We start from the raw sequence: 25,440 nt of genomic DNA, 5'->3' as shown, positions 1-25,440 counted from the left end.
ATCCTGAGCCAGGATCAAACTCTCCAATAAAGTGTTTGTCTAGCATCATAAATAAAAATTGACGTTTCACGTTGTTTGTTTCGTTCAGTTTTCAAAGAACTTGTTAGCCGCTCAATTGCGACTTCCTCATGTTAGCATCTTTGTTTTTTGATGTCAACATTATTTTTTTACTTCTTTTTCTTTTCGCTTTCCGCTTTGTGCATCAGCGACGGTTATTAATATAACACGGCCATTACAGAGGGTCAACACTTTTTATAAAAAAATTTCACATCCCGTCCCAATGCTCCACAACTATAGTTAAATCACTATAAATGACGACCACCTAGTTCACTACACCATATATATGTAACTTTATACAGTATTCAGTAAATAAGGTCTTAATCATCCAAAAATTCAGAAATATATGTTATATTATCCCTATAGGTAGGTGAGGGGAATGAGCATTAAATACTCAAATAAAATCAATAAGATTAGAACCTTTGCATTAAGTTTAGTATTTATCGGGCTTTTTATTGCATACTTAGGAGTCTTTTTTCGAGAAAATATGATTATCATGACCATTTTCATGATGGTTGGTTTTTTAGCTGTCATTGCTAGCACAGTTGTTTACTTTTGGATTGGTATGCTATCAACAAAAACCGTCCAAGTTGTTTGTCCATCTTGCAATAAACCAACGAAAATACTTGGACGAGTCGACTCTTGTATGCATTGCAACCAACCACTAACGCTCGATCGTAATTTAGAAGGAAAAGCATTTGATGAAAAATACAACCGTAAAAATTACAGAGCCTAATGTATATGTTTGCTTCTAAAAAAAGAGAGGCTGACTAAAATGTCAGCCTCTTAATCGTTCTTATTACTTGTTGCATTCTTGACAAACGCCGTAAATTTCTAGGCGATGACTATTGATTACAAAGCCAGTTGCTTTCGCAGCTTCATCCTCAATCTTCTCTAAGCCTGTATACGGAAAATCTACAATTTTACCACATTTTTCACAAATAACATGGTAATGTTGACTTGTAACATAATCAAATCTGCTAGATGCATCACCATACGTAAGTTCTTTTACAAGCCCTACTTCTTTAAATACGCGTAAGTTATTATAAACTGTCGCAACACTCATATTCGGGAACTTACCTTCTAATGCTTTATAAATTTCATCCGCTGTTGGGTGCGTCATAGATTCCACAAGGTACTCTAAAATAGCATGACGCTGTGGAGTAATGCGTACACCCGTATTTTTCAACATTTCCAGCGCTTCTTTCAATTCCTCTTTGACCACCGTCATGCACCCCGATTCTATACGGATTATCATTTTATAATTCTTATAAAGAGTGTACTCCTTTTCCTTTCACTCGTCAATATTTCTACTGTAACTATGTGTTTTATTATTCATCTTACATTCATTTTACTCTAATAAAAGTTAGAAGTACGAGTAGTTCAACTAACTATCAATGAGCAATCTCCCCAGTTTCACTTTATTTTTATATGGGTCTGCCCTTTTTTATACATATGTATAAAAAAAAGTGCGAGAAAAAGCTCGCACATGAAAAACTATCACCTGAGGAGGTATGCCCTACACTACTAACATATGAGAAATCCCTAAAAGTGTATAGACATATGCCTTGGAATACTCCACTTATTATTTTGTTCCACACAAGCGGGTAACAAAACTCACCCCCTATTAATGACAATTTCACTCTATATAAGATAAAACTTCCTCTACGTGACCTTTTACTTTCACCTTACGCCATTCTTTAACGAGTTCCCCTTGCTTATTAATGAGAAAAGTAGAGCGCTCAATACCCATATATTCTTTTCCAAAGTTCTTTTTTAGCTTCCAAACATCATATAGTTCCGCTACTTCATGTTGCTCATCCACTAAAAGTAAAAATGGCAAGTCATGTTTTTCAATAAATTTCAAATGTCTATTTGCTGGATCAGGACTCACCCCAAGAATAACTGTATCTTTCTTTTGAAACACCCCGTATGCATCCCGAAAATCACACGCTTCTGTTGTACACCCTGGTGTCATATCTTTCGGATAAAAATAAAGCACAACATGTTTCCCACGAAAATCAGATAGTTTCACTTGCTCTCCATTACTTGCTTCTAGCGTGAAATCCGGTGCCATTTGTCCTACTGCAACCACGTATAATCACTCCCTCTCTTTTGCTTCCACTATATCAAATATCGTATCATTTTTCATTTTCCATAACCGTCCGTACAACAAATGCAAATGGCATCGTATATCCAATTAGTGCTTCTAGAATCGCAATCCAACGGCCAATTCCAATAGGAGTTATGTCTCCATATCCAACTGATAACAACGTAATCGCACTAAAATATAAACATACCTCTACAAGTGAAAATGAATGACTTGTTATCACCTTTCCGTCTTCCTTTAATACCGAAAATCCGCTTTCTTCTAGAACAACATAACTTAACGCAAAGGCAATTAGTATAGTTGTATAAATAAGAAATAATGAAATAAGATTATACAAAGAGAAAAAACGGTTTGATTCCCCCGCTGAACTCCATAACAATTGTATACTTCGCAACACAGCAATCGCAGCAATAAACAAAATAATTCCCCATAACATGTCCTCCACCTCATTTTATTTGTATGAGGACATAGGGAGTTTTATCCCATACGCAATGGACAATAAAGTGAAACTTCTATTAGCGGGGGATTGCCGCCCACTAATAGCGAAATGAACAAATTAACCTTATTAATTTCCAGCACCCCGATATCGTTTTACTCCTGAATTCCAAATGAAAAAACCAATTGAAAAACAAATGATTCCAACAACAGGTGTTGCAAAAGCGTAAGAGTTCCATTCTGTTTTCCCTAGAAAATAAGATGCTGGATACACACCAACAAAAGCAAACGGCAATATAAACGTTAGGACAAACCGAATGACGCGATTATAAATGTTAACAGGATAACGTCCATAGTTTCCGATATTATACATAAGCGGCATAATGGAACTTCTTGCATCTGACCAAAAACCAATGCTTGCAAGTGTTATGAAAATCCCCCCATACACCAGCGCACCGCCTAGTACCATTAATATAAATAAAAAGAAATCATACCAATGAAATGTTAATTGAAGTTGTACTGCAGCATATCCCATTACCGCAAAACCTGTTATCGCCCCAAGAAGTGACTCCAGCTCCATTCGTTCTAATATAATTTGAAACAAACTGTGAATTGGACGTGTTAAAATCCGATCCATTTCACCTTTTACGATATAACGATCATTAAAGTCCCATATATTAAAGAACGCTGAAAAAACTGCAAATGGAACTAAGAAGAACCCATAAATGAAAATAACTTCCTCCTTATTCCATCCTTTCAATTCTTGTGTATGTCCAAATACAACAAGAATAAAGATTAAGTTTACTGCTTGCAACAATAAATCTGATAGTAAACCAACAATAAAATCACCACGGTATTCTAGCTTCGTTTTTATATATTGACTTGCATATTGTAAAAACAACTTAAAATATAACATTTTCTCATCATCCCCCTTGCACAATCAGCCGTTTTCTCGCTGTTTTCCACATCATAACAATCGGAATAATGAGCAGAACCGCCCATATTATTTGAAATAATAAAGCTTTATAAATTGCCTCACCTTGTATCCCTTCAGAGAAGATCATACTCGGAATATAACTAATCGCTTGAAACGGCAAAAACGTCATTGCTTTTTGAGCCCATAACGGATAGAAGCTAATTGGGAGTAACAGTCCGGAAAACAAATCGATAACGACACGTTTCGCATACATAATTCCATTATTATTAAATAAAAAGAACGTTAACATCCCTGTCATTAAATTAATTTGCGTATTAATGATAAAACTAAATAATAGCGATAGGAAGAAGTACAACCATGTTTGGAAATTCGTTGTAATTTGCAGTGAAAATAACAATGTAACAATCACCATACCTGGAATAGAAAAGAAAGCAAATCTAAAAATTCCTTCCCCTAATCCTTGCATCACTTTCATACCTAAATAGTTATATGGACGAATTAACTCAACCGCAACCCGCCCTTCTGTAATTTCCATCGCAATCTCTCTGTCGATGTTATTAAAATAAAAAGCACGAGCCATCCATGCAATTGCGATATAGGTTGTCATTTGTGTAACTGATAAACTCTCGATATTTTCTTTCCCACTATAAATCGCTTGCCATAAAAAATAATATGCTCCGATATTAATTGTATAAATGATAATACCGCTATAATAGTTCGTTCGATAAGCAAGCATCATTAAAAAGCGGACACGAATCATTTCAATATATTTATCCATGAGTGATACCCTCTTCATAAATATTACGAATGATTTCTTCTGTAGATACTTCATTAATTTTTAAATCTTTAATTGCAAAAGTTTGTACGACTTTGGATATAAGAGTAGAAATAATAATTTCTTCATTCGGAATCTTGGCAATCCACGTATTTTGTTCTTTCCCTTGTAACCAAACTACATCATTATCAGGCATTAACATTGCAAGTTGCTGATAAACAACAGGAGTTCCAAATTGAAAATGTATTTCCTTTTCTGCTCCCCACTGCGATCTTAGCTTGTCTAAAGATCCGTCATACATTATTTTTCCTTCATCTAACATAACAACACGATCACAAAGCGCTTCAATATCTGTAATATCATGTGTCGTTAATAAAATTGTTGTTTTATATCGCTCATTCATTTCTTTTAGAAAATCACGGATTTTCAATTTAACAAGAACATCCAGTCCAATTGTTGGTTCATCTAAAAATAATAACGGCGGATTATGAATTAATGCTGCCGCTAATTCGCAGCGCATACGCTGTCCAAGAGATAACTTACGCACCGGCTTGTCCAAGAGCGGACCAATATCCAATGTTTCAATCACATGCTCCATATGTTCTTTGTATTGTTGATCAGAAACACCATATACCTTTTTCAACAAACGGAATGACTCTTGTACAGCAATATCCCACCAAAGCTGCGAACGCTGACCGAACACAACACCAATCGTTTTCACAAATTCTTCCCTTTGTTTGTGAGGATTCATGCCATTCACAGTAATTTGTCCAGCAGTCGGTGTCAAAATACCTGTTAACATCTTAATAGTAGTGGATTTACCAGCACCATTTTCACCAATATATCCAACCATCTCCCCTTGCTTTACAGTAAACGAAATATCATTTACTGCTGGTACAATCTTATAATTACGATTTAATAAATCACGAAACGCTCCTTTTAACCCTGAGCGGCTTGAGTACGATGTAAATTCTTTACGCAAATCTTTTACTTCAATAACCGTCTCCATACTCATTCTCCTTTCTGTTTCTCTCTCTAACAGGCAGCACCTTTCATTTTCCTATAATATAAAGACAGCGAGCTTTTGCGGGATTCCTCCTATAAACTCGCTTCATTTAACTAACAATGAAGTAGATAATGCCGATGAAAGTTTCAGTTTAGCCCAACGAATAGTTTACCCAACAGTAACAACTATCACAAACAATACGTCTTTTCCAAAAACGTGTTAAAATAATACATAGATTTTTGTAAGGAGATGAATTTTCATGAAATTCACAAAATCGGAAGAACTACATAAAGAAGCGTTAGAACATATCGTTGGTGGTGTAAATAGCCCTTCTCGCTCTTATAAAGCGGTTGGCGGCGGATCACCCGTTGCAATGGAGCGTGGTAAAGGCGCTTACTTTTGGGATGTAGATGGCAACAAATATATCGATTATTTAGCAGCGTACGGACCAATCATTACAGGTCATGCTCATCCACACGTAACAGAAGCAATTAAAGTAGCTGCTGAAAATGGTGTATTATATGGCACACCAACAGCTTTAGAAGTAAAGTTTGCTAAAATGCTAAAAGAAGCTATGCCTGCAATGGATAAAGTACGTTTCGTAAACTCCGGAACCGAAGCTGTTATGACAACAATCCGCGTTGCTCGCGCTTATACAGGACGCACGAAAATTATGAAGTTTGCTGGTTGCTACCACGGACATTCTGATTTAGTACTTGTAGCAGCTGGCTCTGGCCCTTCTACACTTGGTACACCTGATTCTGCTGGTGTACCTCAAAGCATCGCTCAAGAAGTAATCACAGTTCCTTTTAATAATATAGAAACATTAAAAGAAGCATTAGATAAATGGGGACATGAAGTAGCAGCGATTCTTGTGGAACCAATCGTTGGGAACTTCGGAATTGTCGAACCAAAACCTGGATTCCTTGAAAAAGTAAATGAACTTGTTCATGCAGCAGGCGCATTAGTCATTTATGATGAGGTTATCACAGCTTTCCGCTTTATGTATGGTGGTGCTCAAGACTTACTTGGTGTAACACCAGACTTAACTGCTCTTGGCAAAATAATCGGCGGTGGTCTTCCAATCGGTGCTTACGGTGGTAAAAAAGAGATCATGGAACAAGTTGCACCGCTTGGCCCTGCTTATCAAGCGGGTACAATGGCTGGAAACCCAGCTTCTATGGCTTCTGGTATCGCATGCTTAGAAGTACTTCAACAAGAAGGAGTATACGAAAAACTAGATGAACTTGGGGCAATGCTTGAAAAAGGTATTTCGGAACAAGCAACTGCACACAACATTGATATTACAATAAACCGCCTAAAAGGTGCTTTAACAGTATACTTTACAAAAGATAAAATCGAAGACTACGATGCTGCACAAAATACAGACGGTGAAATTTTCGGTAAATTCTTCAAGTTAATGCTTCATGAAGGAATTAACTTAGCACCATCTAAATATGAAGCATGGTTCTTAACAACAGAGCATACAAAAGAAGATATCGAATATACAATTGAAGCTGTCGGCAGAGCATTTGCTGCATTAAAATAAAGTGAAACCTCCTTTTGGAGTGTTCCTCTCCAAAAGGTTAGTTGAACCAGTTGAGCGCATACCAGTAGTAATACGCTCAACTACATAACAGTGAATCTTTTTTCTCATCAATAATTAATATTAAGTGAAATAAAAAACAGAGGTGCCCCTCTGTTTTTTTATTTTTACTATTTCATAAATTATGAATTGATAGTATAATTATTCATAATTATTTGTTTTTAGTCTTGAATAACGATTTATTATTTTAAAATATTAGGTGTCGCACACCTTTAATATTTTGACTATTCTAAATTCACACCGAAGGGGGATTGACGGATGCTAAATAAAACAAATAGATGGACACCGTCTTTATTTCAAAATTATGCAAATGCAGAACATGATGCGTGTGGAATCGTTTCCGTTATGGAAAAACAAAACATTCCAACGAAAGAAAACATTAATCTTTGCATACAATCGCTTGTGAAAATGAATCATCGTGCTGGATTTATTAATAATGAAGGTGACGGAATCGGAATTCATATTGATCTTCCAAAAACGCTTTGGAAAGAAAAATTAAGTCAAAATGGTTATAATCCAACATTAGTGGACCACCCTCACTTTATTGTTGGACATTTTTTTCTACACCAAAAAGAGGATACAAACTCCTTACAAAATTATATTCGTTCCTTGCTGCAGAAAGAAAATCTAACTATCGTGTTTGAAACTAGCACCGTAACAAACTCTGATGCACTCGGACCTATCGGCAAACAGGAAGAACCAGTATTTTGGCAAATTGCTATTGTTCCAGAAAATCAATATAAAAAGATCGATCAATTATTATTTTCTCTAACAATAGAAATTGAAAAAAATGAAGCAATTCATGTTGCTTCATTCAGTCAGGATTATGTTATTTATAAAGTATTAGGAGCTGGCGATACGCTTGTATCCTACTATGATGACCTGCGAAATCCACTTATCGCATCCACAATGACACTTGGACATAACCGTTATTCTACTAACACGTTATCTAATTTTTTTCGCGTTCAACCATTTAGCATCCTTGGACATAATGGAGAAATTAACACAATTGCTAAGCTACGCGATCAAGCTGAAATGATTGGTGTACCACTTACAATTGGAGGCAGTGACTCTCAAGATTTAAACCGCACCCTAGAAACACTTCTCACTCATTACAACTACAGTCTATTCGAAGCGATGGATATATTATTTCCGCCAATTATTAATGAAATTAAATTATACAAGCCGCATATGCAAGATTTATATACGTATGTACGTGAGGCATGGGGACATTTCGCTCAAGGACCAGCTGGAATTATTTCACGGCATAAAGATGAAGCTGTTTTTAGTGTAGACTCCCTTGGTTTACGACCAGTTTGGAAAACAGAAACAGAAAATTCTTATATCTTTTCTTCTGAACCAGGTGTTATTTCTCCATCAGAATATGTTGCAGAACCAAAATCACTTGCTCCTGGAGAAAAAATTGGGCTAAAGCGGAATGCACAAGGCGATCTTATTCTATACGAATACGATGTCTATCAAGAGGAAGTATATGCACGTATAAAACAACGAATTGACTTTATCGACTATCGTTATCATCTACATGTTCCACCAACAGAAGAGCTGGATAATCTTGCTTCAATTACTGAAGTAAAAACAGAACAATACGCAGCTTTTGGTTGGGATCGCGAACATATTCAGCTTCTCGAACAAATGGCAGAAAAAGGTGCTGAGCCAATCCGTTCTCTCGGACATGATGCCCCTCTTGCAGGACTCGATATAGGAAGAAGAAATATTGCTGATTTTATAAAAGAAAGCGTTGCTGTTGTAACAAATCCTGCTATTGATCGCGATCGAGAAATAGAGCACTTCTCTACGCGTACAATTGTAGGAACACGCCCAAATTTGTATGCCACTGAAGAACAACCATTTGTTGTAGAACTTCCGAGCCCAATTGTCCTAGAAGGAGAGCCCGGCCAGCAAGCAACGAAGCATCTAGAAACAGTAACATACGAACAGCTCATTCGTATGTTTGCTCTGCATAGCACTGTCTATAAACTATCTGCAACATTTACAGCGGATGAAACTTTATATACTGCACTTAATCGACTAGGAACAGAAGCTGTAACAGCAATAAAAAAAGGAACCTCTCTTCTCGTACTTGACGATACAGAGGCTCATCAAAACAGCCAATTATGGATTGATCCACACCTAATCACAGCACGAATCCATCAAGAACTTGTAAAGCATAAACTCCGCCGCGATTGTGCAATTGTCGTACGTTCTGGAGCACTCCGCTCATTACACGATATTGTAACATTATATGGTTTAGGGGCAGATGTTATAAATCCATACCTTACCTTTGCAACAGTAAATGATGGAACAGAAAAGCCTATTCTTAATTTATATAACGCATTCAACAAAGGCCTTGAGAAAGTCATTTCAACACTTGGAATTCATGAATTACGCGGCTATGGCCGACTCTTCTCTTCCATTGGTTTACATGAAGAAATCGCACGTATACTGGATATTACAAATTTTCTCGGATCTGATACGTTAGATTTTTCACTAGAAGCACTAGCTGAAGATGCAAAAGTGCGAGCAATAGATTATGCGAAAGAAAAAGCAACAATAAGAAAAACGTTTCATCTATTCCCACGCATTTGGAAAGCAATTGGGGACATCGCAAAAGGGAATGTCTACGATGACTATCGTGAAAAACTAGAGGAATTAGAAGAAAAAAATCCAACAACAATTCGTCATCTTATAAAAATAAAGGAAGCAAGTCATAAAGTTCCAATTGAACAAGTGTCGATTGAAGTAAACAATCATAGCCTTCCATTTATTATTAGCTCGATGTCATTCGGTTCACAAAATGAAATTGCCTTCCGCGCTTACGCTGAGGCTGCTGATCGCTTAAATATGATTAGTTTAAACGGTGAAGGCGGCGAAATTAAAGATATGGTTGGCAAATATCCGCATACGCGTGGACAACAAGTTGCATCAGGACGGTTTGGTGTTAATGCTGAACTGCTCAATTCCTCTAACTTAATTGAAATTAAAATTGGGCAAGGAGCAAAACCAGGAGAAGGCGGACATTTACCAGGTTCGAAAGTGACAGCAAAAATTGCAGAAGCTCGAAATGCGACAATTGGTTCGGACTTAATCTCTCCTTCGAATAACCATGATATTTATTCGATTGAAGATTTAGCCCAAATGATTACAGAAATTAAAACGGCTAATCAGCATGCAAAAGTAGCGGTTAAAGTTCCTGTTGTCCCTAATATTGGAACCATTGCAGTAGGCATCGCCAAAGCTGGTGCTGATTTTATCAACATTAGCGGTTTCGACGGCGGGACAGGTGCAGCACGTATTCATGCCTTACAACACGTTGGCCTTCCTGTTGAAATTGGTGTAAAAGCGGCTCATAATGCTCTATTAGAAGCCGGAATGAGACATCATGTAGAAATTTGGGCTGATGGTGGTATACGCAGTGCTGCAGATGCATTAAAAATAATGCTTCTTGGTGCAAATCGTATTGGCTTTGGTACGCTTTCCATGATTGCCATTGGTTGTACAACATGCCGCGGCTGCCATTTAGATACATGTCATGTTGGAATTGCAACGCAAATTGAATCAGAAGCCCAAGCGAAAGAACATGGTCTGCGCCGCTTTGTGCCGCGAAATTTCGAAAGTGCCGTAAATGGATTATTGAATTTATTCACAGCTTTTGGAACAGAACTAAAACGATTAACAGGTCAGCTTGGCTATGAAAATTTACAAGAAATAGTCGGACGTTCCGATTTGTTAGAACAAGCACACGGCCAGCATTTACTAAATTTACATTATCTATTACACACTTTAGAAGGTGTAACATACAATTCCTTACAAACAACATCAAAACAAAAATATAGAGAAACTACTTATACCATTGAATCAAAAGAACTTGTTAGCGTCGGCGTCGACCAACGCGTAATGGGTGGCATGGAGTCTTGCTACCGCGTGCGCAGCAAATTATATGAAAATCATGTATTAGAGCCAATTACATTAAAATACACAAATGGTTCTGTTCCTGGAAATGGTTTAGGCGCCTATAATAGTGACAATCTATTCATTCATGTCAATGGCGGCGCGCAAGACGGCATCGGAAAAACAGCTTTTGGAGGCGGCATTTACATTACAAAAACAAAAGGAAAAGACGGTAAATACTATAACGGTTCTGTTGGAAAAGGATTCGGATACGGAGCACAAAAAGGATCATTATACGTACAAGGAAATGCTGATGCTAGAGCTGGGATTCGTCTATCAGGTGCTGATATGATTATTGGTGGAAGAATGACAAAACCACTTTTAAAAGAAGAACATGGAAACATCGGTGTTCACGCTAATATAAAAGGATTTGCTTTTGAATATATGACAAATGGTCGCGCGCTCGTCCTCGGTGACCCTGGTCCATGGATTTGTGCTGGAATGACAGGAGGAGTTGTATACTTACGTCACCAACCTGATCTCGGATTAACAGAACAAGCATTAGAGCGACGAATCGCAAAAGGTGCTAACGTTACGCTTCGTCCACTCAGTAAAACCGGAGAATCTGATGTAAACGAACTATTATCAGACTATCTTCGCGTACTAAACGAACATGAACAATATGAGGAAGTTGCTCTTCTTTCACCTTTGTTAGAAGATATGAATTCTCATTTTTACGAAGTAATTCCAACAAAAGAGCAAGCAGACCCATCTGTTTCAACAGAGTAATATAAAGTGAAACTTTAACCAGTGGGGGGCTTTCTTCATCCACCACTGATTATTGGCCCTCACCAATCGGGCTTATACGGGATAAATTTTTCATTATTTAAGAATAACAATTTTCTAATTGACGACTTATGATTCTCGTAGTACTCTATAACAAATCAAAAAACCTGCTGAAATTCAGCAGGTTTTTTCATTAAAATATTACTTGCTAACATAAGTTAATGAATGTATAGTATCATGTTGTACATTCATTATGACAAGAAAGAAAGGATATTAAAAAGAGTATGAAACTTGGTGCTCGCGTTTTAAAAACGGGTATTGCCATTACATTAGCTTTATTTGCATGTTTATTGCTTGGATTACCAAGCCCTGTATTCGCTGGGATCTCAGCAATTTTTGCTGTACAACCCTCTGTGTACCGCTCATATTTAACAGCTCTAGAACAAATTCAAGCAAATGTAATTGGGGCAATTTTTGCCATTGTCTTTGTATTTGCCTTTGGAAACAACCCTTTTATTATTGGATTAACATGTATATTAGTTATTGCACTTGCTTTAAAATTACATTTAGAAAATACAATTTCCATTGCCCTTGTAACTGTTATTGCCATTATGGAATATCAAGGTGCAAATTTCTTTGATTTTGCCCTATTACGCTTTGCAACAATTATGGTTGGGATTATCGCAGCATCTCTAGTAAATTTAATATTTATGCCGCCAAAATACGAAACAAAACTCTATCATAAAATCGTGGATAATACAGAAGAAGTCGTAAAATGGATTCGTATGAACAGCAGGCAAGCATCTGATTTCACAACATTGAAAACAGATATTGACCATATGAAAGAAAAAATGATTCGTCTAAATCATTACTACTTACTGTATAAGGAAGAAAGAAGCTATACGAAAAAAGTGCAATTTGCTAAAATTCGTAAGTTAGTTTTATTTAGACAAATGTTAACGGCAACTAATCGTGCTTTGAGTACATTAAAAGCATTACATCGAACAGAAAACGAATTACGTTATATGCCAGAATCATTTCAAGAATCGATTCAAAATGAACTTGATTCGTTAACACATTATCATGAGCAAGTATTGCTGAAATTTATCGGGAAAGCAAAGAAACAACAATCTGTTGAATTTCTTGACGAGGTTTCTATTGGTAAACAACAACTAATTGACATATTTATGAACTACCAAAATAAAGAAGATGAAGAAAGTTATAAAATATGGCTTCACCTGTTCACTCTCGTTTCAGCTATTATTAATTATAGCGAAGAAGTAGAACATCTAGATTTACTTGTAGACAGCTTCTATACGTATCATAAGCCAGAAGACGAACTACAAATTCATGATAAACAAGAAGATGAATGAAAAAACGACCCTTTCACATTACGAAGGGGTCGTTTCTTTTATATGTTGAATTTGATATAAATTATAATAATGCCCGCGCTTTTGCATTAATTGCTGATGAGAACCCTTTTCTTTTATCTCACCGTCTTCTAAATAAATAATTGTATCTACATGTGTAATTGTTGATAATCTATGCGCAATAATAATTGTAGTTCGGTCAGCAGCTAGCGTTTGCAACGCTTCTTGAATATAGCGTTCATTTTCTAAATCTAACGCAGATGTAGCTTCGTCTAAAATAAGCAGTGAGGGATTTTTTAAAAATACACGTGCAATTGCAATGCGTTGTCTTTGCCCACCTGATAATTTCACACCTCTTTCCCCGACTACCGTTTCATATCTATCAGGCAAACTCATAATAAAATCATGAATATGTGCAGCTTTAGCTGCTTCTACTACCTCTTCTTCTGTCGCCTCAGGTCTTCCATATAAAATATTCGCTCCAACCGTATCGCTAAATAAAATGTTATCTTGCAAAACAAGACCAATATGACTGCGTAAATTACGCACATCGTAATTTCTAACATCAATCTCATCTACATAAATCGATCCTTTAGAAACATCATAAAAACGAGGAATTAAACTTGCAAGTGAAGACTTCCCACCCCCGCTTAGACCAACAAGTGCTACTTTTTCACCTGGTGAAATAGATAAAGAAATATTTCGAAGCACATCTTGTTCATCTTCATTGTAGCGAAATGAAACATTTTTAAATACGACCTCACCTCGAAGTGAATTCTTTACGATAGCATCTGGGCAATCTATAATATCATACTCCTCATCTAGCAATTCAAAAACACGGTCCATAGAGGCAAAAGATTGCGTAAGTGTGGTCGAAGAGTTTACAAGACGGCGTAACGGACTATATAAACTATCCATATAACCGACAAAAGCTACCATTGTACCAAGTGTTAACGATCCATGAATGACTTCATAAGCAGAAAAAGCTATTACGATTAAAGGACCAAGATCCGTTAATGTGTTTACAGTAGAGAATGTCTTCGCGGTCCAGCTCGTATGTGTTAATGCCCTCGTTAAGAATTTACTATTCTTCTTTTGAAATTGCTCTTCTTCATACTCCTCTAACGCAAAGCTACGTGTCACTTGCATACCTTGAATACGCTCGTGTAAATATCCTTGCATTGTTGCCAGCGCTTGTGAACGCTCACGTGTTAATGTTCGAAGACGACTGAAAAAGTATTTAACTGCAACTACATAAATAGGTAATACGAGTAAGGAAACAAGCGTTAGTTTCACATTCATCGAAAACATAACCACAATTGCAATAAAAATTGTTGCTGTATCAAGCCAAACATTCATTAATCCAGTAATAACAAAGTCTTTTGTCTGCTCAACATCATTAATTACACGAGAAATAATTTCACCGGTCTTCGTATTAGAGTAATAACGTAAGCTTAATTTTTGTAAGTGCGCGAAAATATATTTTCTCAAATCATACAACACTTCATTTCCGATACGCTGTGCAAAATATTGACGATAATATTCAATCGGAGGCCGTAGCACCGCAAAAATAAACAACGCAACCCCAATAGCCGTAAATAATTGAGATGTTTTCTGTTCGAGTGAACTTCCTCCTTGAATAATATCATCAATAATATACTTTAATAACCAAGGCATAATAAGCGGAATACCAAATTTAATGAGACCTATTACAATTGTCACCGTAATGAGCCACCGATACGGCTTTACAAATTGTAGATACCGTTTTATTCCTTTCATGCCACTCCCCCGTTCTAACAAGACAAAACCTGCAGGATATCCTAGCAGGTTTTTCTCTAGTCTCTATACATTAAATATCGTTCATACCACATATCAATAAAATCAGGAGCAAATGGCCCCTTTCGTTGATGAATCCATTGCGTTAAATATTCAACGTTTCTTTTTAATATAGTGTCAATGACAGCTGGATAGTTCATAAGCTCACGATGTTTTTCATACTCATCTTCATCTAACAATGTATACGTCATATCAGGATACACTTTAATGTCTAAATCATAGTCAATATATTTTAATGCTTCATAATCATAGGCAAATGGTGAACTTAAATTACAATAATAGTACACACCATCCTGCCTTAGCATTCCAATAATATTAAACCAATAATTCGAATGAAAATAACAAATAGCTGGTTCACGCGTAATCCACGTTCTCCCATCTGATTCTGTTACCATTGTTCGATCATTTGCTCCAATAACAAAACTTTGTGTACCTTTTAAAACCGTTGTCTCTTCCCACATTCTATGAATGGAACCGTTATGTTTATAACTATGTATTTGTATTTTATCTCCTTCTTTGGGAAACCCCATACTTTCTCCCTTCTTTCGTCGTGAACGCTCTTCTAAAGTTGTTACTTGGTATATCATTCATTTTTACTTTTTTCTCAAAACATATTGAGTCGAATTCACTTTTCTTTTTATTATAACGGTTCTGTCGAAATTTTAAAACAAAAGAGCCGATTTACAAAATCGTCTCTTAGTTCGAAATCATTTTCTCATTTTCAAAAGAATGAATCACTGCAGCTGTTTGCTGCTCAAATTTCTCCTGTAAAGCTTTTAAATTTTTCTCTGTTCTTTGAATTTCCTGACGAATAAAATGAAGCTCCTTCATATCTTGCTGATTTACTTCAAGATGCTGGTATTTTTCTAGATGAACTTGTAACTTTAACAATTCGTCCATCGTCCTCAATTGTTCTTCAACTAGTCCATCAAATTGTTTCATTCCATACCTCCTTAAAAATACTATTACATAGTTTCGAATAAAGATGGTTCTTCTCCTTTGACTATATTTGTTGACTTATTAGAAGTTGTGTCGGCTCTCACAAATGAAGTAAAACTTTCATTAATTATTTTTATCCTCAACCGAGCATATATCAGCAGTTCCCTCCCATCCATCTTCTTTGTTTTTTCAGAACCTTAAGATGGGGTCTTACTGCCCACGAATAGCGGGATAAAGTGAAACTTCCATCAGTGGGGCAGTTTTTCATCCCCCACTGATGGAAAGCTCTCACCAATCGGGCGCATGCCAGCAGTTATCTCCCATCTATCTTCTTCGTTTCTCTCTCAACCTTGAGATGGGGGTCTTACCGCCCGCAAATAGCGGGATAAAAAAGAAAAACACTCCTTTTACATAAAAAGGAGTGTTTTTTGTGATTAAGATTGTGTTTTCTTTGCTGCTGATTTTGCGTTTTGTTGTTTTACTGCTTGTACATTTGTTTCTGTTGCAAACTCTGTACCATAGCTAGCAGCTGCACTTTGAGCGCTAGCAGCACCAGAAGCTTGTGATTTCTTAGCTTCTGCTTGTGCGTTTTGTTGTTTTACTGCTTGTACATTTGTTTCTGTTGCAAATTCTGTGCCATAGCTAGCGCTTTGTTGTTTTGCGCTTTGAATGCTAGCACCAGAAGTTGTTTTTCCAAAACCATGTTGTTTGTTCATCTTTCTCACCTCCACAACACATAATGTAACCATCCTTCTCTGAACATATCCGTTAAAAATGTGAAAAGAAAAATATTTTTTTACGTATACAGACAAAAATGTTCATTCAAACTAACTGTGATGGAGGTGTGAATATATGTATTTGGGACGTGATATGACGGAATTATCAATGACTCCGAAAGATCATTGGAAAAAACATGAACTCGCTTATTTTCATCATTCCCTGCAGCAAATGATGCCATATTTAAATGTAGAAGGCCAAACTATTTATAAAGAGATTATAAAAGAAATTGAAGCACGCGGTGGTTTACAGCAGCAATAAGCTAATCAAAAATATCCTATGATTAAAAACTCCAGCCGCTACGGCTGGAGTTTTTTTACACACTCTTCAAAAATTGTTCGATGTGATTTAGAAATTGGTAACTGTTCAAATTCCTGAACAGTTATCGTCTTTAAAGTGTCTGTTTCAACAATTGAATTTGTTACTGTACCATAAAATACAAATATATCCCACGTTCTATGCGTAAATGTATGCTGAACATTCATTGCATAATTATCAATAGAAACAGAAAGAGAAAACTTCTCTTTCATATAATCTGTCAATTGTTGTTTGTGGTTACGAATTCCTTCTCCAATTTCCACGTTAGGAAATTCCCACATGTTAGCAAGCAACCCTGTGCTTTCTCTTTTATTGATTGCATATTTACCATCTTCTGTACGCAATACACCAGCAACGATTGGGACCATTTTCGGTGCTTTCGCTTTACTTTTCACAGGCAATTCCTTTTGTACTCCTTCTGCAAACGCGCGGCAGTGCTCCCTAACAGGACATAGAAGACAAGATGGATTTTTAGGAACACAAATCAGTGCACCTAATTCCATCAATCCTTGGTTAAAATAAGATGGATTTTCTTTTGAAATGATTTCACGAACAATACCTTCAAATAATTTACGTGTCTTTGGTTTAGCAATATCGTCCCATATCGACAAGATTCTTGATAATACACGCATCACGTTTCCGTCAACAGCTGGCTCTGGAATTCCGTAAGCAATGCTTAAAATTGCTCCTTTTGTATACGGTCCTACACCTTTTAACTTTTCAATTTGTTTTACATCGTTTGGAACTTTTCCACCATATTGTTCTTTTACTTCTTTTACTGCAGCGTGTAAATTACGTGCTCTCGAATAATACCCCAGTCCTTCCCACGCTTTTAACACTTCTTCATCCTCGGCATCAGCTAATGCTTCTAGCGTTGGAAACTTTTCCATGAAATTTGCGTAATATGGTTTTACAGCTTCAACTCGTGTTTGCTGAAGCATAATTTCTGAAACCCAAACGCGATATGGATCTTTATTGATGCGCCATGGTAAATCACGTTGCTCCGTTTCAAACCAACTGATTAAATCATGTCGAAATTTTTCTATATTAAAGTCGTCTAATATCTCAAGCTTCAAACTTGATCCCCCTCATTTTTTGCATATACGTACTATTATAAAGAATTTGGGAGAAAATTTAAGTAAGATGATGTAAGAAATAAAAGGTAAATGCCTTGTGATATAAAATAAAAAGAGTTACATTAATAAAAAACGGAGGTGGTTTTCATGGACACAGCCACTCATCTTGTCATGGGCGTTACGTTAGGAAGCTTAGCCACACTAGATCCAGCGCTCAGCCATAGTGACTTAGGACCACAAGCTGTGATGTTTGCAACAATTGTTGGTTCGAATATCCCTGATATTGATACTGTCTTAAAATTACGAAACAATGCGAAATACATTCGAAATCACCGTGGGATTACTCACTCTATCCCAGCTGTTATTCTTTGGTCATTTCTTATTAGTGGGATTACTTTTGCAATATTTCAAGGAAGTCCTTATCTTCATCTTCTTCTATGGACATTTATTGCTGTTTTCCTTCATGTTTTTGTTGATATTTTTAATGCATACGGCACACAAGCGCTGCGGCCCTTTACTAAGAGATGGGTGGCACTAGGCGTTATTAATACATTTGATGCAGTTATCTTCTTCATTCATACATTAGCGATTGCATGTATGCTTGTCGGTGCAAATAAAGGTTATACGGCGGCGGCGGCTTATATATTAATGACCGTTTATTATATTGGCCGAATTATGATGCGCCAAAATGTAAAAAGTGTCGTAAATAAACGGTTCCGTGATGTTGAACAAGTCATTATTTCACCGTCATACCGCTTTTATCATTACCGCTTAGCTATTGTGACAAAAGATCATTACTTTGTTGCTCATTGGCATCGCGGTCATATTATGGTTCATGATAAATTCGAGCGCATTCCATTACCTGATAATGATATCATTCGTGCCGCTCAAAAAGATGAAAACATTTCAGCATTCTTATCGTTTTCTCCTGTCTATCGCTGGGACATTTTTGAATACAACGATTATTATGAAGTTCGATTTATTGATCTGCGCTATCGCAGCAAAGGTTATTATCCATTTGTTGCAATCGTTCAACTTAATAAAGAGCTCGATATTATGAGTTCATACACCGGATGGATTTTCAGTGAAGAAAAACTACGAAAAAAATTAGAATTACTTCCCCATTAAAAAACGACCACAATTGGTCGTTTTTTAATGTTTCAAATGATTTTCTCGATTAATTAAATGACTATACTTTGGATTACTCGTTTGAATTTCATGCAAACGCGCCCCTTGGTTGTTAATCCACGCTCGTACAACTTTCTCTGTCATTTCAATCCCTTGATACGTTCCTATCTTTGCATATGTCGCGCTAAAATCCTCCCATAACAACTCAATCCAAGTACGGGCTTGAGAGTAAGAAAGGGAAGCATTTTTTTCAAGAAGTTCTTTCGTTAATTTTTCAAAAATATCGTTCATTTTATGTCTCCTTTAGTCAATTTATCCATTTTACTTTATAGAATATTTTCTCTCACATTGCACATTCTATAAGTGATACTTTTTGTATCAATTTGTAGCGAGGGGGAGTTCCTCTTGGGCAAACAATCTGAAATTTGGTCTGAAGCTAGAAATAACAATAAGTTAGACGGTCCGCCAAAAGCACAAGCACGTTTTGCTTCGAAACGACCTAACGGCACCATTAATACGCATCCGCAAGAACGAATGCATGCCGCTAATCGAGAAGAAGAAGCATAACAAATGTTTATCGATAACTTCTTACACGAGGTGATAAGATGAGTTACCGCGATCATTTAGACCATCGTTCCGAGTTATTCAACCCTACATGGGCGCGTCGAAAACATGCAAAAGCACAAGTGAATGGACAAACGCAGCAAACTCAATCTCTTATTATTTTGGCAAATGAGATGAGAAAACGCCAAACTTGATTGCCTATCTCCTTTAACAACTATAAAGTGAAAACCAGAGCAGCCAAGGCTCTCTGGTTTTTATTTCTGTTGTAATAGCGAAATAGGAATACCAATTTCCTCTGTTTCATTTTGTTTGTGACCCCAAGCAAATACTCCATTAAAATACGTAATCGTAAAAGATACCCCTGGCTCTTCTGTAAGTTCATATGTTTCACCAATCTGAAATGCATTGATATCTGTCATATAAGCACGAGCCATTGCGATTTTCCTCATTAGTACATCAAATTCATTTACAATACCAAGCTGCTCTGCCTTCACTGCCTGTTCTTTTAAAGTGCCAATTTCTTCTCTTAACTCATGTGGTGTCATCTCACTATAGCGCTTTGGCATATTTCTCATATTTCTCCTCATCCCTCTTCACGTTTCATTTGAATAAACACTTCTATTTCATCAATCGAAAAACCCTTTCGATATAATGCTTGCTTCATCTTATTTTCATACGTCCAGCCATCATATTTCTTATACTTTTCATGATATTTATTACCATGATATATAAGGGCTTCTTCTTGCTTTTTATCATCCTTTTCATCCTGTAGTTCTTCTAAACAAATTTGAATGATATCACGCCCATACCCTTTACGTACTAGCATTTCCTCTAATTTTTGTTTCATTTGCAGAAAAGAATGTTTTTGATAAGCCTTCTTCTTTTTTTCTATAAGTCCAAGACCATTTTCAATTTGTTTTTCTTGTGGATACTCCTGTAAACTATGTGTAATAATTACATCCGAAATACCCTTACTTAACAGTTCACGTCTGATAACAATCGGTCCTTTTTGACTCACATTGCTATGAGTACGTACATATGCAATTGCATACTCTTTATCATTAATATAACGATCATGCAATAGTTTTGAAATAACTTCAGAGATGATGGCTTGTCCAATTTCTTTTTTCCGTAATTGCTCTTCTACTTCTTGTTTCGTTCTCATTTGATGCGATAAATAAGTAATGGCGTATAAATACGCTTTTTGTACCTCTTCATCGTATAAAAGATTCGCTAATTCAACATCATCAAATTCTAAGCCCTTTTGAAGTCCGTGTTTAATTAAGGTCACTTGATCTACACTGAAACCATATTCTTCTCCATGACCTTTATCAACATAAATATTAAACCTTTCTTTTGTTCGCTTTTGTACTTCTATTTTTGTAATGACAGCCATAAATTTCACCTCAATATCATTTTAACATATATGCAACAAATTTAAATTTCTTGAATATATATAATAAGGAGGGATTTCTCTTGGAAATTGCTATTTCTGGAGGAACAGGTTTTATTGGAAAAGCACTCACTTTATATTTAGCAAGCAACAGACATACCGTATACATTTTAACGCGTCAACTGAGAGTAAATCATTCACCCTCAAATATTCAATATATAAAATGGGATGCTGCCGATTCAAAATTCCCCCTTCCTTCCATTGATGTTGTTATTAATCTTGCCGGGGAATCTATTAACAATGGACGTTGGACTAAAAAACAGAAAGAAAGAATCGTCAATAGTCGCTTACAAACGACTCAAGGATTAATTAAACAACTACAAATGTTGCCTCAATCCCCTCACACATTTATTAATGCAAGTGCCATCGGCTATTATGGTACATCAGAAACAGAAACATTTACGGAAAATCACCTACAACCAGGTAATGATTTTTTAGCTACTACAGTAAAGTTATGGGAAGAAGAAGCAAGCAAAGCTGCTACACTTGGTATTCGCACTGTCTATACACGCTTTGGTGTTGTTCTTGGAAAAGATGGAGGAGCGTTGCCGAAAATGTTACTTCCCTATCAATTGTTTATCGGGGGAACAATTGGATCAGGCAACCAATTGCTTTCTTGGGTTCATCTTGAAGACGTTGTTCGAATGATTGATTTTGCTATTCATACAAAAGAAGTGAACGGTGCATTAAATGTTACAGCCCCTCATCCCGTAACAATGAAAGAGTTCGGCAAAACCATCGCAAAAGTGATGCATAGACCGCATTGGTTACCGGTACCTGCATTTGCACTCAAAACCCTTCTAGGTGAAATGAGCACCCTTATTTTACAAGGACAAAATGTATTACCTCAAAAAGCAATACAACATGGATATACACATTCTTATGATACTTTAGAACACGCGCTTCAAAATATTGTATCTTACTAATAATTTCTAAACTTTCTCAAGAGAAAAAACTCGTATGCAGAATAAAGAGGTTATTATGAAAATATTATTTAAGCAAGCCACTGTTTATCCTATTACATCTCCTAAATTACAAGGCGATGTATTAGTAGAAAATAACAAGATTACTGCATTAGAACGATCTATTGAATCTAGCGAAGATATGACCGTTATTGATGCACGTGGTCTTCATCTTCTTCCAGGCTTTATCGATGTGCATACACATCTTGGCTTATATGATGAAGGAACTGGATGGGCTGGAAATGATGCAAATGAAACAGCAGAAATGCTAACTCCTCATATTCGCTCTTTAGATGGCATTCACCCTTTTGATATCGCTTTTCAAGATGCTGTACAAGGCGGTATTACAACCGTTCACGTTATGCCTGGAAGTCAAAATGTAATTGGCGGAACAACATGCGTCATAAAAACAGCAGGAAATAGTATTGATCATATGGTCATTCAAGAGCCCGCGGGTCTGAAAATTGCGTTTGGAGAAAACCCAAAAGGAATGCATAGTAATGGAAACAAAGAATCAATTACCCGCATGGGAATTATGGGAATGCTGCGCGAAGCTTTTTATGAAGCAAAGCATTATGGAAATGATGCAGACTTTCGAATGATTTCTATCTTACAAGCGCTCCGACGTGAAATTCCTGTACGTGCCCACGCCCACCGCGCAGATGATATTCTATCTGCTCTTCGCTTTGCTAAGGAATTTAATCTTGATTTACGTATTGAACACTGTACAGAAGGTCATCTTGTTGCTGATAAATTAGCAAACCACGATTTAAAAGTATCTGTCGGTCCAACATTAACACGTCGGTCAAAAATTGAATTGAAAAATAAATCTTGGCAAACGTATCATGTCTTATCGAATCATGGGATTGAAGTCTCTATTACGACAGATCACCCCTATACACCAATTCAGTATTTAAATGTTTGCGCAGCTATCGCTGTAAGGGAAGGATTAGATGAGCATAAAGCTCTAGAAGGAATTACAATTATACCTGCTCGCAACTTACGTTTAGAAAAGAAAATTGGTAGTATCGAGCCTAGAAAAGACGCCGATCTTGTCCTATGGACTCATCATCCTCTTCATTACTTAGCCAAGCCCGTATTAACGATGATAGATGGAAAAATTATTCATACAAAAAAATCATAAAAACTAGTTTATTTTTTTGACTAGATGAAGTATTATACGAGTATAAACTGAATGAAACCATGATCAATTTGTGTCGTGTTGAGTAATTTCAAATTGATGAATGGGGAAGGCAAATGGTGCGCCACCAGCATTATAGACTGGTTCTAGTGGGTTCGATTCCCACCCCGAAATTTTTTTAAGTTTTATATAAAAATTTCGAGGGTGGGGTGTTTTTTGTCGTCATGCTACCCTCTTTTTAGGAGGAGATAGTATGTTAAAAAAACGTGACCTACATGACAGCCACGTTCTATATGATTTGATGATTCACCCTGATGTCTTCCCCTTTGTGCGTCAGAAGGCATCTTCTTATGAAGAATTTTTGTTTTTAACAAAACAAACAATTGAAGCTGAAGAGCGCGGAGAACTAATTTCACGCACAATTGTTGATGAATGGGGAAACCCTATTGGAACAATAACTTTATTTGATGTGCAAGAAAAAGCAGGTTTTCTTGGCACCTGGCTCGGTAAACCTTATCATGGAAAAGGTTATAATAAACCAGCAAAAGACGCTTTCTTTAGTGAGCTTTTCTATGAATTAGACATTGAGACTATTTTCATGCGAATTCGCAAATTAAATACTCGCTCTATTAAAGCTGCCGAAAAACTGCCATACGTTAATCTAGCAAATGAAACAAGAAAATGTGTATACGATCAAATTAACGCAAATGGTGAAGTATATAACTTATATGAAATTCCAAAAGATCAATACACACTACACACAATGCGCGAAGCAACATTCCAAGACGCTCATCATTTAAAAGAAGCATAATATATGTATATCTCCCTCTGTCATTGGTAACGATAGGTAATGACTTTATGACACGAGGTGAACTGTAATGGATAAGAAAAAACGTGAAAGATCAAGAAATACATTATCTAGCACACAGGAAGTTCTCTATCAACGTGAATTTAAAAGAGCAGATCGTGCAGCTGGATATAAGCCAAAAGGAATTTATTAACATATAGCTACCTCTTATTGAGAAGAGGTAGCTTTTTTTGTGGAAAACTTTATCCACAAAATCACTAGAATTGTGTATAAATTCTAATATCTTTTTTATAAAAGAGGAATTTAATCACAGTTATCCTGTTTACCTTGTGGATAAATTTACTAAAAATTGTGGATATTGTGGATACTTTTGTTAATATTTAAAGTTTACTGTATATTGTAAGCGAATTCTTTTGTGGATAAATTGAAATTTACTACATTCGCCTTCTTTATCTTCTCAACATCCTGACGAACATATCTATCCTCGCAAGTAGTGGGATGCAACCAAATGTTGGATTAGAATAAAGTTTGATTAAAAGTTGCACATACATTGATGTTAATATAAAGAAAACGAGGTCACTTTTTAATATGAATAGATTTATTTTTACAAAAAAAAGATTGATCATTTTGTCTGCTATCTTCAACTAGCGTATGAGTATGTAAATGATAGCAAAGTCATCCTCATAGTAGTTATTATGAAAAAGAATGGGATATATTGATACCAAACTATGTTAGTAAGAATTCCACTGCTATCAGTCCACTTGTCTCTTTCAAAGGTGAGAATATTAAATGTGGATAATACAAATATGTTCAAGCTCCGTGAACTTCTTACATTAAGTCCCTATTGATCTCTGTTCAATTGAAAAACATCTTGATTGATCATTTGATGAAAGTATCTATCCATTTCTTCTGCTGAAACACTTTTTCTATTTTGTAACCACCATGTACTTAACGTTGTAATTACACCTGAATAGAATTCGATAATTAACTCATTTGGTATTGTATGACTTTTACAAATTCGATTTAATTCTTGATTCTCCTGTTTCTTCATTTCACGGGTTTGATAATGTATAAAGTTATTAAATTGTTCATCACCCATTTGCGACTCTAATATTTTACCAATCTCTTCATGATGTAAGAATTGCTCCATCACTTGAAATGGTTTAGTTAATCGATCTAAAAGTGGTATGGTATAATCTTCCCCTTGATATTGTTTAAATCCAAATGCTAATAACGCGTCTTTATCTTCAAAATGTTTATAAAATGTTGTTCGATGCACCATCGCACGATCACAGATTTGGTTGATGGTAATGGAACTATATTTCTGTTTTGATTGTGTCATTAATTCAAATAAAGACCCCCATAATAATTTACGTGTACGTCTAACACGTAAATCCAGCTGTTCCTCATTATTTCTCATCTACACTTCTCCTTTTCTGTAGATTAA

The 25,440-nt window shown here is 36.2% G+C and carries 27 protein-coding genes; 12 read left to right on the top strand and 15 right to left on the bottom strand.

The window, feature by feature from the left end; all coding sequences use genetic code 11:
* Positions 1-436: 436 nt before the first annotated feature.
* Positions 437-793 (top strand): YgzB family protein, encoded by a 357-nt coding sequence (locus ACFQZ1_RS05825; protein ID WP_377881165.1) that lies wholly within the window; start codon positions 437-439, stop codon positions 791-793.
* Positions 794-856: 63 nt separating this feature from the next.
* Here ACFQZ1_RS05825 and perR read toward each other — a convergent pair whose 3' ends face one another.
* The 6 genes from perR to ACFQZ1_RS05795 all read right to left on the bottom strand — a co-directional run bounded on the left by perR (position 857) and on the right by ACFQZ1_RS05795 (position 5,323).
* Positions 857-1,282 (bottom strand): peroxide-responsive transcriptional repressor PerR, encoded by a 426-nt coding sequence (gene perR / locus ACFQZ1_RS05820; protein WP_377881164.1) that lies wholly within the window; start codon positions 1,280-1,282, stop codon positions 857-859.
* Between the two features lie 414 nt (positions 1,283-1,696).
* Complete coding sequence (gene bcp / locus ACFQZ1_RS05815) at positions 1,697-2,152, bottom strand: thioredoxin-dependent thiol peroxidase (RefSeq protein ID WP_377881163.1); 456 nt, start codon at positions 2,150-2,152, stop codon at positions 1,697-1,699.
* A gap of 46 nt (positions 2,153-2,198) precedes the next feature.
* Positions 2,199-2,603 (bottom strand): ion channel, encoded by a 405-nt coding sequence (locus ACFQZ1_RS05810; RefSeq protein ID WP_377881162.1) that lies wholly within the window; start codon positions 2,601-2,603, stop codon positions 2,199-2,201.
* Between the two features lie 129 nt (positions 2,604-2,732).
* The gene (locus ACFQZ1_RS05805; protein ID WP_377881161.1) at positions 2,733-3,518 is read right to left on the bottom strand and encodes an ABC transporter permease; all 786 of its coding nucleotides are present in this window, start codon (positions 3,516-3,518) and stop codon (positions 2,733-2,735) included.
* Positions 3,519-3,525: 7 nt separating this feature from the next.
* Positions 3,526-4,317 carry an ABC transporter permease gene (locus ACFQZ1_RS05800; protein WP_377881160.1) on the bottom strand — a complete coding sequence of 264 codons (792 nt, stop codon included), beginning with the start codon at positions 4,315-4,317 and terminating at the stop codon, positions 3,526-3,528.
* Complete coding sequence (locus ACFQZ1_RS05795; protein ID WP_377881158.1) at positions 4,310-5,323, bottom strand: ABC transporter ATP-binding protein; 1,014 nt, start codon at positions 5,321-5,323, stop codon at positions 4,310-4,312. Before ACFQZ1_RS05795 ends, ACFQZ1_RS05800 begins: the two co-directional genes overlap by 8 nt.
* Positions 5,324-5,579: 256 nt before the next feature.
* On the opposite strand from ACFQZ1_RS05795, the gene hemL reads away from it, so the two are divergent.
* The 3 genes from hemL to ACFQZ1_RS05780 all read left to right on the top strand — a co-directional run bounded on the left by hemL (position 5,580) and on the right by ACFQZ1_RS05780 (position 12,994).
* The gene (hemL, locus tag ACFQZ1_RS05790; protein WP_377881156.1) at positions 5,580-6,869 is read left to right on the top strand and encodes a glutamate-1-semialdehyde-2,1-aminomutase; all 1,290 of its coding nucleotides are present in this window, start codon (positions 5,580-5,582) and stop codon (positions 6,867-6,869) included.
* 315 nt (positions 6,870-7,184) lie between these two features.
* The gene (locus ACFQZ1_RS05785) at positions 7,185-11,624 is read left to right on the top strand and encodes a glutamate synthase-related protein (protein WP_377881155.1); all 4,440 of its coding nucleotides are present in this window, start codon (positions 7,185-7,187) and stop codon (positions 11,622-11,624) included.
* Between the two features lie 281 nt (positions 11,625-11,905).
* On the top strand, positions 11,906-12,994 hold the full coding sequence (locus tag ACFQZ1_RS05780) for an aromatic acid exporter family protein (RefSeq protein WP_377881153.1): 1,089 nt from the start codon (positions 11,906-11,908) through the stop codon (positions 12,992-12,994).
* Between the two features lie 18 nt (positions 12,995-13,012).
* Here ACFQZ1_RS05780 and ACFQZ1_RS05775 read toward each other — a convergent pair whose 3' ends face one another.
* The 4 genes from ACFQZ1_RS05775 to ACFQZ1_RS05760 all read right to left on the bottom strand — a co-directional run bounded on the left by ACFQZ1_RS05775 (position 13,013) and on the right by ACFQZ1_RS05760 (position 16,497).
* The gene (locus ACFQZ1_RS05775; RefSeq protein WP_377881152.1) at positions 13,013-14,770 is read right to left on the bottom strand and encodes an ABC transporter ATP-binding protein; all 1,758 of its coding nucleotides are present in this window, start codon (positions 14,768-14,770) and stop codon (positions 13,013-13,015) included.
* Positions 14,771-14,826: 56 nt separating this feature from the next.
* Positions 14,827-15,357 carry a nucleoside tri-diphosphate phosphatase gene (gene ntdP / locus ACFQZ1_RS05770; protein WP_377881151.1) on the bottom strand — a complete coding sequence of 177 codons (531 nt, stop codon included), beginning with the start codon at positions 15,355-15,357 and terminating at the stop codon, positions 14,827-14,829.
* Positions 15,358-15,523: 166 nt separating this feature from the next.
* Positions 15,524-15,769, bottom strand: a complete 246-nt coding sequence (locus tag ACFQZ1_RS05765) for a YgaB family protein (RefSeq protein WP_377881150.1) — start codon at positions 15,767-15,769, stop codon at positions 15,524-15,526.
* A 431-nt stretch (positions 15,770-16,200) separates the two neighbouring features.
* Positions 16,201-16,497 carry a gamma-type small acid-soluble spore protein gene (locus ACFQZ1_RS05760; RefSeq protein ID WP_377881166.1) on the bottom strand — a complete coding sequence of 99 codons (297 nt, stop codon included), beginning with the start codon at positions 16,495-16,497 and terminating at the stop codon, positions 16,201-16,203.
* Between the two features lie 121 nt (positions 16,498-16,618).
* Here ACFQZ1_RS05760 and ACFQZ1_RS05755 point away from each other — a divergent pair, with 121 nt between their 5' ends.
* Positions 16,619-16,804: a hypothetical protein gene (locus tag ACFQZ1_RS05755; RefSeq protein WP_377881149.1), complete on the top strand. Its 186-nt coding sequence runs from the start codon at positions 16,619-16,621 to the stop codon at positions 16,802-16,804.
* A gap of 38 nt (positions 16,805-16,842) precedes the next feature.
* Here the strand turns inward: ACFQZ1_RS05755 and mutY are convergent, their stop codons facing one another.
* Complete coding sequence (gene mutY / locus ACFQZ1_RS05750) at positions 16,843-17,937, bottom strand: A/G-specific adenine glycosylase (RefSeq protein ID WP_377881148.1); 1,095 nt, start codon at positions 17,935-17,937, stop codon at positions 16,843-16,845.
* 147 nt (positions 17,938-18,084) lie between these two features.
* On the opposite strand from mutY, the gene ACFQZ1_RS05745 reads away from it, so the two are divergent.
* Entirely contained in the window at positions 18,085-19,065 is a 981-nt protein-coding gene (locus tag ACFQZ1_RS05745) for a metal-dependent hydrolase (protein WP_377881147.1), read from the top strand.
* Between the two features lie 24 nt (positions 19,066-19,089).
* Here ACFQZ1_RS05745 and ACFQZ1_RS05740 read toward each other — a convergent pair whose 3' ends face one another.
* Positions 19,090-19,356 carry a YfhJ family protein gene (locus ACFQZ1_RS05740; RefSeq protein ID WP_377881146.1) on the bottom strand — a complete coding sequence of 89 codons (267 nt, stop codon included), beginning with the start codon at positions 19,354-19,356 and terminating at the stop codon, positions 19,090-19,092.
* A 114-nt stretch (positions 19,357-19,470) separates the two neighbouring features.
* On the opposite strand from ACFQZ1_RS05740, the gene ACFQZ1_RS05735 reads away from it, so the two are divergent.
* Positions 19,471-19,632 carry a small, acid-soluble spore protein K gene (locus ACFQZ1_RS05735; protein ID WP_098306889.1) on the top strand — a complete coding sequence of 54 codons (162 nt, stop codon included), beginning with the start codon at positions 19,471-19,473 and terminating at the stop codon, positions 19,630-19,632.
* A 38-nt stretch (positions 19,633-19,670) separates the two neighbouring features.
* Positions 19,671-19,823 carry a YpzG family protein gene (locus tag ACFQZ1_RS05730; RefSeq protein ID WP_253628529.1) on the top strand — a complete coding sequence of 51 codons (153 nt, stop codon included), beginning with the start codon at positions 19,671-19,673 and terminating at the stop codon, positions 19,821-19,823.
* A 60-nt stretch (positions 19,824-19,883) separates the two neighbouring features.
* Here ACFQZ1_RS05730 and ACFQZ1_RS05725 read toward each other — a convergent pair whose 3' ends face one another.
* Both ACFQZ1_RS05725 and recX read right to left on the bottom strand, forming a co-directional pair.
* Positions 19,884-20,204, bottom strand: coding sequence for a YfhH family protein (locus ACFQZ1_RS05725; RefSeq protein ID WP_377881145.1), 321 nt, complete (start codon positions 20,202-20,204; stop codon positions 19,884-19,886).
* Positions 20,205-20,212: 8 nt separating this feature from the next.
* On the bottom strand, positions 20,213-21,025 hold the full coding sequence (recX, locus tag ACFQZ1_RS05720) for a recombination regulator RecX (RefSeq protein ID WP_377881144.1): 813 nt from the start codon (positions 21,023-21,025) through the stop codon (positions 20,213-20,215).
* 80 nt (positions 21,026-21,105) lie between these two features.
* Between recX and ACFQZ1_RS05715 the strand changes: the two genes are divergently transcribed.
* The 4 genes from ACFQZ1_RS05715 (at position 21,106) to ACFQZ1_RS05700 (ending at position 24,186) form a co-directional block, all read left to right on the top strand.
* Positions 21,106-22,008, top strand: a complete 903-nt coding sequence (locus ACFQZ1_RS05715) for a TIGR01777 family oxidoreductase (protein ID WP_377881143.1) — start codon at positions 21,106-21,108, stop codon at positions 22,006-22,008.
* 55 nt (positions 22,009-22,063) lie between these two features.
* On the top strand, positions 22,064-23,188 hold the full coding sequence (locus ACFQZ1_RS05710) for an amidohydrolase (protein WP_377881141.1): 1,125 nt from the start codon (positions 22,064-22,066) through the stop codon (positions 23,186-23,188).
* Positions 23,189-23,438: 250 nt separating this feature from the next.
* Positions 23,439-23,996, top strand: coding sequence for a GNAT family N-acetyltransferase (locus ACFQZ1_RS05705; RefSeq protein ID WP_253628525.1), 558 nt, complete (start codon positions 23,439-23,441; stop codon positions 23,994-23,996).
* 67 nt (positions 23,997-24,063) lie between these two features.
* Positions 24,064-24,186, top strand: coding sequence for a YfhE family protein (locus ACFQZ1_RS05700; protein ID WP_377881140.1), 123 nt, complete (start codon positions 24,064-24,066; stop codon positions 24,184-24,186).
* A gap of 648 nt (positions 24,187-24,834) precedes the next feature.
* Here ACFQZ1_RS05700 and ACFQZ1_RS05695 read toward each other — a convergent pair.
* Complete coding sequence (locus tag ACFQZ1_RS05695) at positions 24,835-25,413, bottom strand: TetR/AcrR family transcriptional regulator (protein ID WP_377881138.1); 579 nt, start codon at positions 25,411-25,413, stop codon at positions 24,835-24,837.
* Positions 25,414-25,440 lie beyond the last annotated feature (27 nt).

It is taken from the genome of Bacillus sp. CGMCC 1.60114, assembly GCF_042676365.1.
GTDB lineage: Bacteria > Bacillota > Bacilli > Bacillales > Bacillaceae_G > Bacillus_A > Bacillus_A rhizoplanae_A.
Note: the sequence above shows the minus strand (reverse complement) of the source record. Positions and strands in the feature narration are given on the sequence as shown.